This is a genomic window from Leptolyngbya sp. BL0902 (assembly GCF_016403105.1).
Lineage (GTDB): Bacteria > Cyanobacteriota > Cyanobacteriia > Phormidesmidales > Phormidesmidaceae > Nodosilinea.
In genome coordinates, this window is sequence record NZ_CP046155.1 from 2595287 (window position 1) to 2608850 (window position 13564).

General features: G+C 59.1%; 19 protein-coding genes and 1 tRNA gene. 12 read left to right on the plus strand and 8 right to left on the minus strand.

The features are described from left to right. Positions 1-125 precede the first annotated feature (125 nt). Genes GFS31_RS11440 through GFS31_RS11455 form a run of 4 tightly spaced genes read left to right on the plus strand, consistent with a single transcriptional unit; the run spans position 126 to position 1641 of the window. Complete coding sequence (locus tag GFS31_RS11440; RefSeq protein ID WP_198804952.1) at positions 126-452, plus strand: hypothetical protein; 327 nt, start codon at positions 126-128, stop codon at positions 450-452. Continuing rightward, a complete protein-coding gene (locus GFS31_RS11445) occupies positions 453-1046 on the plus strand; it encodes an FHA domain-containing protein (RefSeq protein WP_198804953.1) in 594 nt (197 codons plus the stop codon). It begins immediately after the preceding gene. A 22-nt stretch (positions 1047-1068) separates the two neighbouring features. Continuing rightward, complete coding sequence (locus GFS31_RS11450) at positions 1069-1386, plus strand: hypothetical protein (RefSeq protein ID WP_198804954.1); 318 nt, start codon at positions 1069-1071, stop codon at positions 1384-1386. A gap of 27 nt (positions 1387-1413) precedes the next feature. Next, entirely contained in the window at positions 1414-1641 is a 228-nt protein-coding gene (locus GFS31_RS11455; protein WP_198804955.1) for a hypothetical protein, read from the plus strand. Positions 1642-1960: 319 nt separating this feature from the next. Here the strand turns inward: GFS31_RS11455 and GFS31_RS11460 are convergent, their stop codons facing one another. Then, positions 1961-2263 carry a hypothetical protein gene (locus GFS31_RS11460; RefSeq protein WP_198804956.1) on the minus strand — a complete coding sequence of 101 codons (303 nt, stop codon included), beginning with the start codon at positions 2261-2263 and terminating at the stop codon, positions 1961-1963. 60 nt (positions 2264-2323) lie between these two features. Beyond that, positions 2324-2605, minus strand: a complete 282-nt coding sequence (locus GFS31_RS11465) for a helix-turn-helix transcriptional regulator (RefSeq protein ID WP_315865621.1) — start codon at positions 2603-2605, stop codon at positions 2324-2326. Positions 2606-2694: 89 nt separating this feature from the next. Here GFS31_RS11465 and GFS31_RS11470 point away from each other — a divergent pair, with 89 nt between their 5' ends. The 4 genes from GFS31_RS11470 (at position 2695) to GFS31_RS11485 (ending at position 5092) form a co-directional block, all read left to right on the plus strand. Beyond that, on the plus strand, positions 2695-2937 hold the full coding sequence (locus GFS31_RS11470; RefSeq protein ID WP_198804958.1) for a hypothetical protein: 243 nt from the start codon (positions 2695-2697) through the stop codon (positions 2935-2937). 239 nt (positions 2938-3176) lie between these two features. Beyond that, positions 3177-4700 carry a hypothetical protein gene (locus GFS31_RS11475; protein WP_198804959.1) on the plus strand — a complete coding sequence of 508 codons (1524 nt, stop codon included), beginning with the start codon at positions 3177-3179 and terminating at the stop codon, positions 4698-4700. Then, positions 4690-4899 carry a hypothetical protein gene (locus GFS31_RS11480; RefSeq protein WP_198804960.1) on the plus strand — a complete coding sequence of 70 codons (210 nt, stop codon included), beginning with the start codon at positions 4690-4692 and terminating at the stop codon, positions 4897-4899. Before GFS31_RS11475 ends, GFS31_RS11480 begins: the two co-directional genes overlap by 11 nt. Continuing rightward, complete coding sequence (locus GFS31_RS11485; protein WP_198804961.1) at positions 4892-5092, plus strand: hypothetical protein; 201 nt, start codon at positions 4892-4894, stop codon at positions 5090-5092. The genes GFS31_RS11480 and GFS31_RS11485 overlap by 8 nt, the downstream gene beginning before the upstream one ends. A gap of 163 nt (positions 5093-5255) precedes the next feature. On the opposite strand, the gene GFS31_RS11490 is transcribed toward GFS31_RS11485, so the two are convergent. The 4 genes from GFS31_RS11490 to hemL all read right to left on the minus strand — a co-directional run bounded on the left by GFS31_RS11490 (position 5256) and on the right by hemL (position 9714). Further along, on the minus strand, positions 5256-6329 hold the full coding sequence (locus GFS31_RS11490) for an integrase (RefSeq protein ID WP_225907393.1): 1074 nt from the start codon (positions 6327-6329) through the stop codon (positions 5256-5258). A gap of 132 nt (positions 6330-6461) precedes the next feature. Next, positions 6462-6533 (minus strand) — tRNA-Cys (locus GFS31_RS11495). 69 nt (positions 6534-6602) lie between these two features. Next, entirely contained in the window at positions 6603-8147 is a 1545-nt protein-coding gene (locus GFS31_RS11500; RefSeq protein WP_198804962.1) for a CPBP family intramembrane glutamic endopeptidase, read from the minus strand. A gap of 265 nt (positions 8148-8412) precedes the next feature. Further along, positions 8413-9714, minus strand: coding sequence for a glutamate-1-semialdehyde 2,1-aminomutase (gene hemL / locus GFS31_RS11505; protein ID WP_198804963.1), 1302 nt, complete (start codon positions 9712-9714; stop codon positions 8413-8415). A gap of 432 nt (positions 9715-10146) precedes the next feature. On the opposite strand from hemL, the gene ureA reads away from it, so the two are divergent. The 3 genes from ureA (at position 10147) to GFS31_RS11520 (ending at position 11986) form a co-directional block, all read left to right on the plus strand. Then, on the plus strand, positions 10147-10449 hold the full coding sequence (gene ureA / locus GFS31_RS11510; protein ID WP_198804964.1) for an urease subunit gamma: 303 nt from the start codon (positions 10147-10149) through the stop codon (positions 10447-10449). A gap of 170 nt (positions 10450-10619) precedes the next feature. Beyond that, positions 10620-11684: a S41 family peptidase gene (locus GFS31_RS11515; RefSeq protein ID WP_198804965.1), complete on the plus strand. Its 1065-nt coding sequence runs from the start codon at positions 10620-10622 to the stop codon at positions 11682-11684. Continuing rightward, on the plus strand, positions 11681-11986 hold the full coding sequence (locus tag GFS31_RS11520; protein WP_198804966.1) for an urease subunit beta: 306 nt from the start codon (positions 11681-11683) through the stop codon (positions 11984-11986). The genes GFS31_RS11515 and GFS31_RS11520 overlap by 4 nt, the downstream gene beginning before the upstream one ends. A 132-nt stretch (positions 11987-12118) precedes the next feature. Here GFS31_RS11520 and GFS31_RS11525 read toward each other — a convergent pair whose 3' ends face one another. Further along, the gene (locus GFS31_RS11525; protein ID WP_198804967.1) at positions 12119-12412 is read right to left on the minus strand and encodes a hypothetical protein; all 294 of its coding nucleotides are present in this window, start codon (positions 12410-12412) and stop codon (positions 12119-12121) included. A 242-nt stretch (positions 12413-12654) separates the two neighbouring features. On the opposite strand from GFS31_RS11525, the gene GFS31_RS11530 reads away from it, so the two are divergent. After that, positions 12655-13086, plus strand: coding sequence for a hypothetical protein (locus GFS31_RS11530; RefSeq protein WP_198804968.1), 432 nt, complete (start codon positions 12655-12657; stop codon positions 13084-13086). 193 nt (positions 13087-13279) lie between these two features. Here the strand turns inward: GFS31_RS11530 and GFS31_RS11535 are convergent, their stop codons facing one another. Beyond that, complete coding sequence (locus GFS31_RS11535) at positions 13280-13540, minus strand: DUF5340 family protein (protein WP_198804969.1); 261 nt, start codon at positions 13538-13540, stop codon at positions 13280-13282. Between the last annotated feature and the right edge of the window lie 24 nt (positions 13541-13564).

The window sequence follows — 13564 nt, forward strand, 5'->3', positions numbered from 1 at the left end:
CCAAAAGAGTGGGGCCGCCGCAATGGCTACAGTCCCAGCGGGGTGCTGTATTTGATTCGCACCAATAAGCTTTATGCGTTTCGCCACGCAGGCCGCTGGTATATCCCAGTTGAGATGAAGCGGCGATGAGTGATCAGTGGCGATTTATCGGCAGTGTGCTGTACACCGAGAAGGGCTACCGTGATCCGCGAACCCTGCCCATGGTTTTGCAGGCGGAATATATCCGGGTGGAAGTATCGTTTCTGAAGCGCCCTGAACCGGACTGGTATCGGGCCGGATGGCTGAATCAGGTAGCCCAGTTTGGCACTAAGCGGCTATTGCTTCCTTCTCAGGTTGTGCCCCTAGAGGCTCCCTCTGGGCTTCGCATGGATACGGCCCGTCCCTATCGGATTCGGTTTGCCCCAGTGCCCTGGCTGCCAGGGGCGCGGGTGTCGTTTTGGCGGTTGCTCTAGATGCCCAAATTGACGCTCTATTTTGACCCAACCTTTGGGGATAAGTCCTGGGCCGGGTCTTACTTTTCGATTGACGCGCCAGAGCCGGAGGAGTCCCACCATACCCGCCTGGGGGAGTGGATCGTTGGCAGACATCCCCAGTGCGACTTAACTATAGGCATTCCCTCGGTGAGCCGCAAGCACGCCGCCATTGCCTACTCGTTTGCCTCAGACCGTTGGACGATCACCGACTTGGGCAGCACGAGTGGCACCCGCCTAGATGGGCAGTTGCTCCAGGCCCACGACCCCAAGCCGATCTGCATTGGCTCTAGGCTCAATTTGGGAAATGCGCTGATCCGCATTGTTGAAGACGAGCTGGACACGATCAACACGGACGATGGCCCCACCACGGTAGCAGGGCTAAATCCTCTTGATCATCACACTGGAGAACCCCTACCCCCGCCACCGTCGCCACCGCCCAAAACCATGGCCGACACCCTATACCTGGGGGCATCGTGGATTATCACCCCTACCACCATGGTGGGGATGGTGTATCGGCTGATCATCATTGCGGTGTCTGCCCTGGTAGCCGTGCTGATTTTGGGGGCACTCTAAGCGGGATGAGCTTGGCAGGGCGATGGATTTTTTGCTGTTTGCGGCTGCGGTGTTTGGGCTGGTGTGGTTGCTGGTGCTGGTGCTGGCGGTGCCTGTGCTCCTAGTGTGGGCCGTTCGCCGCCAGCGGCCACCCATATCGCCCCGTAGGCAACGCCGCCCCCGCCTACTGACGGCCACCCCTCACCAGATACGGGCTGCTGTGAAGGAAATCTCTATCTACACCCACAATGAAGAAATATCGGCCCGGTTGTTGCACCACACGCGCCTGGAGAACCGGGGCAAGCCGCTGAGCTGGTGCGTGGAAAAAACCATCCACGACCTGGTGCGAGACCGTCGATAATGGAGGGGTAGCCATCCCCCGATTGCCATGACTGCCAGTAGCGAGAGCAACGACCGCCTAGACCGGATAGAAGCCACCCTAGAGAAGCTGGCCACTGATCTGGGCCAGATGAGGGAGGAGCAAGACCGGGGCCGCAAGTGGGAAGACCGGACTTGGGATGTGATCAAGTGGGTGGGTGGCATTTCGGCGGCACTGTCGATTAGTGCGGCCATTGCCCTGGTCGGGCTGGTGATTCGGTTGTCGCTGGGCAATTAGCCGAAACCAAGCCCAAAGCAAAACCCCCGACCCATGGGCCGGGGGTTTGTGGTTACTTGGCAGCGTTGATCATCCTAATGGCCATGTTCCAGGCCGTGAGCCACCCGATAGCCGGGGCATTGGCGCGAATCTTCCGCGCCAGGTCTTCAATGTGCTGTTGGGTCATGGGGTTGCTGCTCCCAAACGAGCTGTAGGGTGTGGTTCCTCATGTAGCTTTTGAGCCGAGCAAAATGGTATTCGGCGGTTGCCCGGTTGTGGTTTTGGCCAATCAGATGCCATTTAACTTTGCATGGCCCTAGCAGGTAGATTTTCCACATAGCTAAATTTCCTCCAGCTTAGAAAGTCGTTCCTCTAGTTGCTCCAGCCGCCGTGAAAACTCCTGATCCTCCTCCAGTTGGATCAGCCGATCTTGCTGAATCCGCCATGCACCATCAAGCCGCTGGATCTGCTGATAGAGCTGAATTATCGCTGTGGCGATAACCTGCTCGCTCTCGGAAAGCCGACTGTAGTTGTCTTTCAGCCAATTCAACCTAGGCTCTAGGTGGTAATCCCGCAGCGGGTTGATGATGTCTGGGCGCAAAACATCGGCCCCCGGTTGGGGGCTGTTGTCGTTGGGTACCATAGGGGTGTCCTTAAATTTGAGAGTTTGGCGGGGGTGCTGCATTGCGGCCCCCCGTTTTTGTTACTGCTCGAAAAAGTCGTCTGGCAGGTCTCGAAGCTCACATCTCAACACATTGCACAGGGCTTTAACCTGGCGAATGGTGAGCTGTGCCCTAGCCCTACCTTTGACCCAATTTCGATACGTGTGATCCGTGACCCCAAGGGCTTTCGCCACATCTTCTTGGGTCACATCTGCTTGCATCCGAAGGACTTCCAAGGGTGACTCCTTCTTAGAATTCTGTTTCATAGTAGCGTAAACCAGTTTACGGGTAAAGCCGTTTACGCTATCCTTCAGAGGAAGCATAAATTGCTTTACGGAACAAACCCCTCTGATGCGCCCTGCCAAGTTTGCTTCAGGGGGGAACCCCAATTATCCCAACCTGTTGTGACGCTATGTATTCCGGTAAAAACTGGTTACGAATTGAGCGAATAGACGAAACGGCCATCCATCTGCGATGCGGCAACCTAGGGGCACCGAACATTCAACCCCGCGCCGCCCTGCTGCACGGGGCCGCCGCCGATGAACAGCGCCGCCTGCGGCCCGAACACCAACAGGCCCAAGCCCACGCCCCTTTTTATGACTGGGTGGGCAAGCTGCTGTGTGAAGACGACGCCAGCCGGGGCACGGGCCGATGAATGACGCTGAATCAACCTATCAAGAGTTGCTTTGCCCTAGCTGCCTGGGGTCGTGGGTTGAGCCAGATGAGGAGGAATCCCCCTGGTGGAACTGCGAAGAATGCGGCTGGACAGGCAAGCCTGATGATTTGCTGGCACTGGACGAAGATGGCCAGATTCAGCCGAACGAAGAAATGAAAACGGCGACCACCGCCCTAGGTGATCGCCTTTTTGGTGTTGTGATTCAGAGGTAAAAAATTGTGAAGACAGCCTTATTGCCGAGCCATCCGCATGGAGCCAGGATAGCAGAAATCTTTAGCTACAGTTGGCGCTGGATAGAGACCCCCAACGACGGGCTAAAGACCGACTGGAAGACCAACACAAAGCACCCCATCCGGCCCCGCATTTTGTGGCAGAAATACCAAGACGCCAGCACCATTGTGGGGGTTCGGTTTGGCAGCACCACCCGCTACGGCCTGGTGGATGTTGACCACGACAGCCCCCACAACACCCCCGAAGGGATTCAGAAATTGTGCTGGGCACTGGAGACCATCGGCATTGCGCGGCCCATCGTGATCCGTAGTTCATGGAGTGGTGGGCACCACATCTATTGCCCCCTGCCCCAGGCCGTCAACACCTTTGGCCTAGCCGTCGCCCTAGAGCAAACCTTCCTAGCCCATGGCTACCCCCTCGCCCCTGGCCAGCTAGAGTGCTTCCCCAACGTGAAAGCCTATGCCAAATGGTGGGAAGGCGAGTTTACCGAGTACAACGGGCACCGCCTGCCGCTGCAACCCGCCACCGGGAGCTGTGTAGTCGATCCCTTCGACCTAGACCCCATGCCCCAGGGCGAAAACCTGGCCATCTTCCTGGGAATGTGGGACAACCGCCAACAGCACACCGACATGGAGATGCTGCTAGAGGCCATTTCCACTGCCAAGGCCCACCGCCGCAAACGGCAGCGCATGGCCAAAGGCAAGGTAGCCCAGTGGCAAGCCGACCTGGAGGCCACTATTGCAGAGGGGTGGACAGGCCCACACCAGACCAACCACCTGCTGAAGGAAATCGCCTGCTACGGGAGAGTGTTTCGCGGCCTCGGTGGACAGGAGCTGGTGGACTACATCGAGCGCACCGCCACCAATGCCCCCGGCTTCTTCCAGTTCAGCGATCACCAGGCCGACCTCAACCGCCGTGCCCATCATTGGGCCATCTCCGCCAGCCATTACTACTGGCCCCTGGGCAGCTTGCCCTTGATCAACCACACCAACCTATCGGTAAACGAATACCGTGCCGCCGAGGCCCGCGAGCGCATCAAAGAGGCGATCACCAAGCTGGGCGATGCCGTGGGCCTTTCCATCCGCCAACTGGCCACTAAGCTGGCAGAGCTGGCCCAATGCTCCATCGCCACCCTGTACCGAAACCGGGAACTGTGGCACCCCGCAGGCACCGCAGAGGCCACCCCAGAGGCCACCCCAGAGGCCACCCCCACCGAACAGCCTGTAACAGCCCAGACAGAGCGGGTTCCAGCCACCATAGAGGAGATGAGAGCCCTCGTGAGGGAGAGCCTCGGAATCCTTGAAAACTCGACTGTTACAGGCCAAGGGGGGGAAAATGAAGTGTGTAGCTTGAAATCCCTCCTTCAAAAAAATTTAAAATCCGGGCAGAGAGAGGGGGGGCCGGGGGGGAGAGAGGGTTTTCCACAGGGGAAGGCTGTGGAAAACTCCCCCGGTGTGGGCTGGCTACCCCGGTTGGACTGGAAAGAGGGGGCCGTGGCTGATGTCCGGTAGACTCCCCGCCCCCACCGACCTCTCCCCACTGATCGCCCAGGCCGACGCCCTGCGAATCGAGCTGGGCTACAGCCGATTCAGCCACCTAAGCGCCTGGTGCGATGATGGCTCACCCCTCACCTGTGATGCCGGGGCACTAGAGCGGCTGATTGAGCGGTTATGCGTCCTGTGGGTAGAGAGGCAGCACTATCATGGCTAACTCCCCCTGGCTATCCACCGCCGCCGCCTGCAATCGCCTGGGCGTATCCCGCTGGGTGCTGGCCACCGCCAGAGCCAACGGCGAACTGAAGAAGGGCCACCACTGGAAAGTGAAGAACCCAACCGCCGCTCGCCTAACGTACCTGTGGCACGTCGAGCGGCTGGAGAAGTGGCAAAGTCAAGTTCATACTTAGTAGTAGAAAGGCGATTTTCCTAGTTATTAGTTGAAAATGGCCATAAAAAACAGGCTAAAACGGCTCAAAGCATAGCCAGTCAATGGATACGGCTGTTTTGAGTTTCTGTTAGCAACCTCAGAAAAAACACCATGCGTTAGTAAGAAATAAATTTCATTTCCTACTAACGAGGTGCCGACGGACGATCACCCCTAGCCAGCCCCGCCTGGTAGATGGCCCAATACGTCCCTTCGTCGATCCAGCGGCGGTACACCCGGCAATGGGTTTCTGGGCTGTGGCCCATCAACTTGGCCCCAAACTCAGGCGCAAAGCCAAATTCTAGGCACCGCCGCGCAAAGCAGTGGCGTAGGTCGTAGGCTTGGCACTTCCCAAACCGCTCGAAGAAACGGGCCGTCTTCGTGCCGAGCTGGGCATTAGTGTAATTGGTGATGTTCTCCAGCGGTGGCAAGACCTGGTGCTGCAATTCCCAGGCCGTCGCCCACTCTGGATAGAGCGGCCACACAAACCGCGCCCCGGTTTTGGTGTCCTCACTCACCCGCACCGTGGGGAAGTCCGCCAGGTCGCAACTATACACCTCATGGGGGCGCAACCCATACGCCGCCAGCATTCCAAACAACCATCGCCACCCTGGATCGGCAATTTGGCCGCGCCACTCTGCAATTTGGTCATCGGTGGGCAACGACCTGGGGTCAACCGCCGTCGCCGAATAGCCCCCCTTGAGCTGCGCCAGCCCCGCCGACGGCAACCCCGCAAACTCTGCGAGCTGTCGATAGGCATTGCAGGCCCGCAACCGTGATCGCGAATCCTCAGTCGTCTTTTCGGCGGTCTGCTCCAACAGGGCCACCGTCAGCGGTGCCTCGGTGGGGAGTTTGTTGAACGGTTGCTGGTAGTCCGTCCGCCAGGTGATCGCCGCCCCCCGCCACTGCCGCCGAAACCGCTCGATCCACTCCCCCACCGATTCTGCCCTGGTGCCCCGCCAATCGGCCCAATCGAAGCGGCCACCCTCCAGAGCCACCCCAATGGCCTTGGCCTGTTCCTCCGCCAGGGCCAAGCCCCTAGGGTTCGCTGGCAACCCCAGGGCGATCCGCTGCTGGTGTGGGCCATCCTTCGCACTGCCAGGGGCCGGGGGAAACGTGCCCCGGACGTAAAGTTTTTGGTTCAGCACTTGCAACCGCACCCGGATGCGCCCCGCTTTCAGTCGCCCATTGGCTCGGTTCAGCCGCTCCTGAAAATCCATGCCTAAAAATTGCCTAGAATCTTGGCCTCAATTATCTACAACTAGCCACAACTGGCAACAATACACAAAACAATACAATCCCAAAACGCTTGATTTACAAGGGCTTTGGGCTAAAACTTGGCATAAAAATAAAGGCGACACCCGGATTCGAACCGGGGGATGGAGGTTTTGCAGACCTCTGCCTTACCACTTGGCTATGTCGCCGCCTTCGGTTTACTAGTATAGCAAAGGAAGGCTCGCAGTTTTGTATCCGGCGATAAATCTGAGGATGGGCTAGCCTCCTAGGATAAACAGCCCCAGCATGGTGGCGCTATTCCATAGGCTGTGCAGCACCATGGGAGAGAGCAGGTTGCGAGTGCGGCTATAGACGATACCTAAAATGCAGCCTAGCAGGGTGAGGGGCAGCACCTCCGACAGGCTAAGGTGGGCAGCGGCGAAGATGAGGCCACTTAGCCCTACGGCCCAACCGACGCCCATGTATTTGGTGAGCGAGGGCAGCAGAAAGCCGCGAAATAGGGTTTCTTCAAACAGGGGGGCGGCGATGGCGGCAGTAGTAAAGAAGACAATCAGGGCGACGGGATCCTGTTCTTCGAGCACCGTTTGCAGGAGGGGGTTGCTGCCGCCCTGGCCTTGCCAAATTTGTTGGTTAACCAGGGCAACCATCAACATCAGCGGTAGGGCAACGAGATAGCCGCCTGCGCCCCAAAGCAGTCCTGGCAGCGAGAGTCTAATCCGAAATAGCCCCTCAGGCAGAGGGCGATAGGGCCGTACCGACAGCCACAAAACGCCCAAGCCTCCGGCGGACATGAGGAGGTAGTAGGTGAGGGAAAAGATGGCTCGTCCGCGACTGCTGAGGGCGGCACCGCTGAGGCCCAAACCACCCAGCAGCAGGGGCAGCAGGATTTGCCCGACAAAGAAGAAGCCCACAATCAGCACTTGCCAGATGGTTTCGCCATCCCAGGGAATGACCCACTCTGGGCTAGCGGGGCGGCGCAGGAGGGAGCGGTTGCCTTTGAGGAACCACTGGATGCCGAGGCCGAGGAGGATTCCAATGCCCAGGACGGCCCCCAGGACGGGTAATGTGCCGACGATAGCCAGTTTCACCAGTTGATCTTGGGCAGCGATTTGCTCTTGGTCGAGCAGTTGCTGGCGGTCGCCTTCCCGATTTTCGACACGATAGAGTTGTTCTAGAGCGCGGGTTTCAAACCAGCCCTTGAGGGATTGCCGCAGCCAAGCCTCGTCTTCGGGGAGGGCGGTTTTCTCGTCCCACAGGCGGATGAGGGTGGTGGCGGTGCGGATCAGCGCATCGGGGGCGGTGTCGCTGGTTTGGACTTGGCTCCAGCGGTCTAGGGCGGCGGGCAATTGATCCTGAGCCGCGTCCATCAACCCTAGGCGCACATCCAGTTCGGCAATTAGGGTTTGCTGTTGGGCCAGGGCGGTTTGTTGACGGCGGGGCAGGGGTTTGCCGTCATTAGCTGATTCCCCCAGGTTGGCCGGAAGGGGGGACGCCTCCTGGGCTAGGGCGGTGGCTTCTTCACGGACGGATTTGTACTGCTTTTGGGCGGTGGCGATGGGATCTTCTCCCAGCAAACCCTGACGCAGCAGGGGCCACTGGTCGGGGGGCAGTCCGGCCCCATCCCAGGCGCTACTTTCGAGCAGCAGGTCGGTTTGGTAAAGCTGAAGCTGACTGGCCACCTGGGGCTCGGTCAGGCTATTGAAGAGCGACTGCGCCAGCACCAGAGACACCAGGGCCGTAACAACAATCAGGGCCAAACGTTTGAGGGAAAGGCCCGAAGCCGTGGGGTCAGAGGGAGCCATGGTATCCGTGGTAGGTATGAATTGTGATCGATTGTGTCACGTCGGTTGAACGGCGCGATGAAAGGGATCAGCCAGGTTGTTGGGTGTTGAGCGTGGCTGAGCCGATGTGGTGGGTGAAATCTTCCTGAACCTAGTCTCTCCCTCACCCTAAATCCCTCTCCCAAGTTGGGAGAGGGACTTTGACAGCAGTTTCCGGCTCCCCTCTCCTCCCTGGGAGAGGGGCTGGGGGTGAGGGCAAGCTCAGCCTAAGCCGGGAGGGTATGCCCTACAGAATCGCGAACACCTCGCGGGCGGCGGCGAGGGTGGTGTCGATGTCGGCGTCGGTGTGGGCGAGGGAGGTGAACCCGGCCTCGAACTGGGAGGGGGCGAGGTACACGCCGCGCTCTAGCATGGCCCGATGGAAGCGACTGAACTTATCCAGGTCAGCCTGCTTGGCTTCTTCATAGCGGGTGATGGGGCCGGGGTGGAAGAACATCCCAAACATGGCGCTGATGTGGCCGCCGCAGACTTCGTGTCCGGCCTCACGGGCGGCTTGGAGCAGCCCTTCGCTGAGCTTAGCCGTCAGCCGTTCCAGTTCTTCGTAGGTGCCGGGGCGCTGGAGCAGTTCCAGGGTTTTGATGCCTGCGGTCATGGCTAGGGGGTTGCCGGAGAGGGTGCCTGCTTGATACACCGGGCCAGCGGGGGCGACCATTTCCATGATCTCCCGCCGACCGCCGTAGGCCCCTACAGGCAGACCGCCGCCGATCACCTTACCCATGGTGGTGAGGTCGGGGGTGACGTTGAACTTAGCTTGGGCACCGCCGTAGGAAATACGGAACCCGGTCATCACTTCGTCGAACACTAGCAGGGCGTCGTTTTCGCGGGTGAGGTCGCGCAGCCCCTCTAGGAAGCCCGCATCGGGGGTGATAAAGCCCGCATTGCCGACCACGGGTTCTAGAATCACGCCCGCAATTTCCCCCGGATTTTGGGCAAACAGGGCCTTCACCGCTTCCAGGTCGTTGTAGGGGGCGGTGAGGGTGTCGCTGGTGGCCGCCTTGGGCACTCCGGGAGAATCGGGCAGACCCAGGGTAGCCACGCCAGAACCTGCCTGCACCAGGAACATATCCGCATGGCCGTGGTAGCAGCCGGAGAACTTAATAATCTTGTCGCGCTTGGTGTAGGCCCGCATCAGGCGCAGCACTGCCATACAGGCTTCGGTGCCGGAGTTCACAAAGCGCACCATTTCCACGCTGGGCACGGCCTGGATCACCATCTCCGCCAGCACGTTTTCCAGATAGCAGGGTGCGCCAAAGCTCGTGCCCTTCTCCAACGCCGCTGCCAGGGCCGAGAGCACTTCGGGGTGGGCATGGCCGCAAATGGCAGGCCCCCAGGTGCCCACGTAGTCAATATATTGGTTGCCGTCTACGTCCCAAATGTACGCCCCTTTGACGTGGTCGAAGACGATGGGTTGCCCCCCCACCGACTTAAAGGCCCGCACCGGAGAGCTAACCCCCCCCGGCATCAGATTTTGGGCAGCGGTAAAGATTTCTTGGGATTTCGATGTTTTTAATGGGGCTGTACTGACCAAAGCACTTTCCTCGCAGATACCTAAAACGTAAGCATCCAGGCGGTATTGGCGACCTGGATTTGGCTCTGATCATTATCCTATTGATTGACCGAAGCACGCCCGCAGATGTTACGGAATGTTGCGTTAACGGAACATCCTATGGCCAAGCACCCAGAGGTTCTCTGGGGCCCAAGCCCTCACTCCAATGGGGTAGCCCCGGCTCACAGTACCCTGCCCAGCCTGAAAGGGGCGGCGTTTGGTACACTAAAAGTCTTGTCTTCTAGGTTTTAGCTAGCCCTCATCCCTAGCCTCCCTCCCCGGCAAGAGAGGAGCGCAAAAAGAGATTTTCACCGTCCCTCGCCTAGGTTGGGAGCGGGATGGAGAAAGCGGGCCATAGCCTTTCGCACCCCACGACAAACGCCATCCCTGTGTTTCTGTCCTTGAGCTAGCCCCATGCAACTGACCCCCCAAGAGAAAGATAAGCTGCTGATTTTCACCGCTGCTCTGGTGGCAGAACGGCGCAAAAATCGCGGACTAAAGCTGAATCACCCAGAGGCCGTCGCCTACATTTCGGCGGCTATTTTGGAGGGGGCGCGGGATGGCCGCACTGTGGCAGAACTGATGAGCTACGGCACCACCCTGCTCAGCCGGGAGGACGTCATGGATGGCGTAGCCGATATGATCCACGAGGTGCAGGTGGAGGCCACCTTCCCCGACGGCACCAAACTCGTCACCGTTCACGATCCCATTCGCTAGGGTTGCTGGGTTTGCGGCTAGCGATGGGGCGATGGCCAGCGCAGGCGACTGGTTTTGAGACATTCAGATCGTGGGCTGATTTAGCCCTAGGTTTGCCTGGTATGACAGATTCGACCCCAACGTTGGCGCACGGTCTAGCTCAATTGCTCACTGCCCCCTTTCTCACTGCCATGGATTCCTCTGTCTCTACTGCTTCCGCCACCGACTTTCCCCTCCAGCCCGACGATGTGGAGGCGGTGATTGGGGCGTTGGTGGCCCAGTTAGATCGCTACGTGTTTCCAGAGGTAGCGGAAAAAATCCAGGCTGATTTAGATCAGCGTCTCGATAGCGGCGGCTATAGCACCATCACGGGGGGGCAACAATTGGCCGATACCCTCACGGCCCAGCTCCAAGCCCTCAGCCAAGATCGTCACCTGAAGCTGCACTTTAGCCCGGTGCCCCTGCCCCACCTCGAACCCCAAGGTGAACCGACCGCCGCCGAACTAGAGCGTCAAGCCCAGGCCAGCCGTCGCCGCAATTTTGACCTCAATAAGGTGGAGCGCCTGTCGGGCAATGTGGGCTACATTCAGCTTTTTAGCTTTGAACCGCCGGAGTTGGCCGGGGATGCCCTAGCCGCAGCGATGACCCTCGTGGCCCACACCGATGCCCTAATTTTCGACCTGCGCCACAACCAGGGCGGATCTCCGGCAGCGGTGGCGTTTTTGTGTAGCTACCTGTTTCCGGCCCACCCCGCCGTTCACCTCAACGACCTCTACTGGAGCGAAACCGACGAAACCCACCAGTGGTGGACGCTGCCCCACCTGCCGGGGCCACGGTATCTGGGTAAGCCTGTGTTTGTGCTCACCAGCCCCGAAACCTTTTCCGCTGCCGAAGAATTTGCCTACAATCTGCAAACCCGTCAGCGGGCCACCATCATCGGCGAAACCACGCGGGGCGGGGCCAACCCAGGCCGGGGCTTCCGGCTCCACGATCACTTTTGGGTATTCATGCCCACAGGGCAGGCTATCAACCCGGTGACGGGCAAAAACTGGGACGGTACGGGGGTGATTCCCGACGTTAAAGTACCCACGGAAATCGCCCTCGAAACCGCCCATGTCATTGCCCTCACCCAACGGCTGGAAGCAGGGGTTGAAGGCGCGGCGCGGCGGGAAATCGAGGAAGCCCTGCCCTTGGTAGAACGCGCCATGCAGCAAAAGCGCCAAGATTTGATTGCCAACCTAGGAGGTAAAGGATGATTCCTGGAGAACTATTCCCCGCCGAGGGCGAAATTGAACTCAATGCTGGAAAAGCCACCGCCACCCTGACGGTCGCGAACACAGGAGATCGCCCCATCCAGGTCGGTTCCCACTTCCATTTCTATGAAGTCAACGCCGCTCTCAGCTTTGACCGAGACCAAGCGCGAGGAATGCGCCTAGATATCCCGGCTGGCACCGCCGTCCGCTTTGAGCCGGGGGATGAGCGCACCGTTACCCTGGTGGCTCTCGCCGGAGAACGGAAGGTCTATGGCTTCAATGCCAGAGTAGAAGGGAGCCTCTAACCCTCAATCCCAGTCGCTCACTCCCGGTGGAAAAGCCAATCCCACTTAGTCCGAGCCTGTTGAAGCCTCAATCCATAGCCGATAGCTAATTCTGCTCAGGCCGAGCCTGAAGCTCAGGGCCGATGGTGTGGCTCAGGAACTTCTGCGGTCGCGCTGGATATCGTAAATCGCCTTTTCCCAGCACCATTGCTCACTGTGGCTGGGGTTGCGAAGCTGCACTTGATCTACCAGCCGCTGAGCCACATCCTGATTGCCACCCACTAGCCGCAGCAGTTCCCGCCGCGTAGCGCCCCGCACCGAACGCGCTTTGGTCGGGGCGGCGGTGGATCGCGTGCGACGATAGCTTCTCCCCCGTCCTCGAAAACGCTTGAGCCAAAAGAACAGCCCCACCAGCAGCGCAATCGCTAACAGAAAAGAAAGATCCATGTACCCACGCTGTCCTTACCTGTAGGCTCTCATCCTAGCTTAGGCTTCGGGTGAGCTTCATCTACCCAAGGCTAAGCCCATTGGCGTAGAACACGGCCACACACCTCAGGCTGGGCCATGCCGCTGGGAAGCCTCTAACTAGGGCCATTGGTGCGGCTGGATCGGTAGATTTTGGGATGACCGCACGATACTCAAACGCGCAACTTGGGCACCCTAAGACCGTAGCGTCCTGTGTTTTATCCATGCCCGCCCAACCATCCCGTACCGCGACAGCCCTCTCCCTCAACCTGATCATGCTCCTCGCTGCGCCCCTAGCTAAGGCCCAAACCTTGCCCCCCTACGCGGGCACCCAGTGCTTTCACTTTGCCACCCAGCCCGAAGCCCAATGGCACTACTATATGGGCACCGCACCCGCCACCGTGGATGCGGATCGCGACGGTATAGCCTGCCCCGCCCTCACCCAAGGGATTCGCCAAGAGGGCAGTCGCATCTTCAGTAATCAAGCCAATCGGAGAACGGAACGATTTACCCTAGAGGTGTGGCGAGTGAGCACGACCGATGTCTATCTGCGGATTAAGTCAAGCTCTGGCCTAGATTTCACAACCCGCAGTTTTCCCTCGGATCGGGAAGCCAGGGAACACATGAGAACCTACTACCAAAACCTCCTGAACTAGGGCAATCGGCACAAGGGGGAACGCCAACCGGAAGCATCAACTGGGGGCGGCTGGCTGGTCTTCCTCCACAGCCTTGCGGGGCTATCCCCGGATTAGCAGGGCGAAAGACCAAGCCCCTTTGGGTAATCCCTAGGGGTAATTCCTGGGGCCATTGACAGGAAGATCTTAGGCGGAAACGCGGATCGGGCGCTCCCTACATCTCCGCCGAAAACCGCTCTAGGGGCTGGTTGGTAGACCACTGGTATTCCACAGCCACGTTGGAGAGCTTGCAGGTTTCCTCAATCTGCCGCTGCTGGGACAATGCCTTTCTCAGGGTGATGATCAACTCCTGGGTTTGTCGGCGCAGTTGGGGAGATTGATAGACGGTTGCCATAGTCTGCTGTTCTAGCAGTTGCAGCAGTAGCTCGTAGTGAATGTGAGACGGCAGCGGAACAGATTGGCCCGAAGTCACCATAGGTGTTGTGTCCCCAAAAATAAC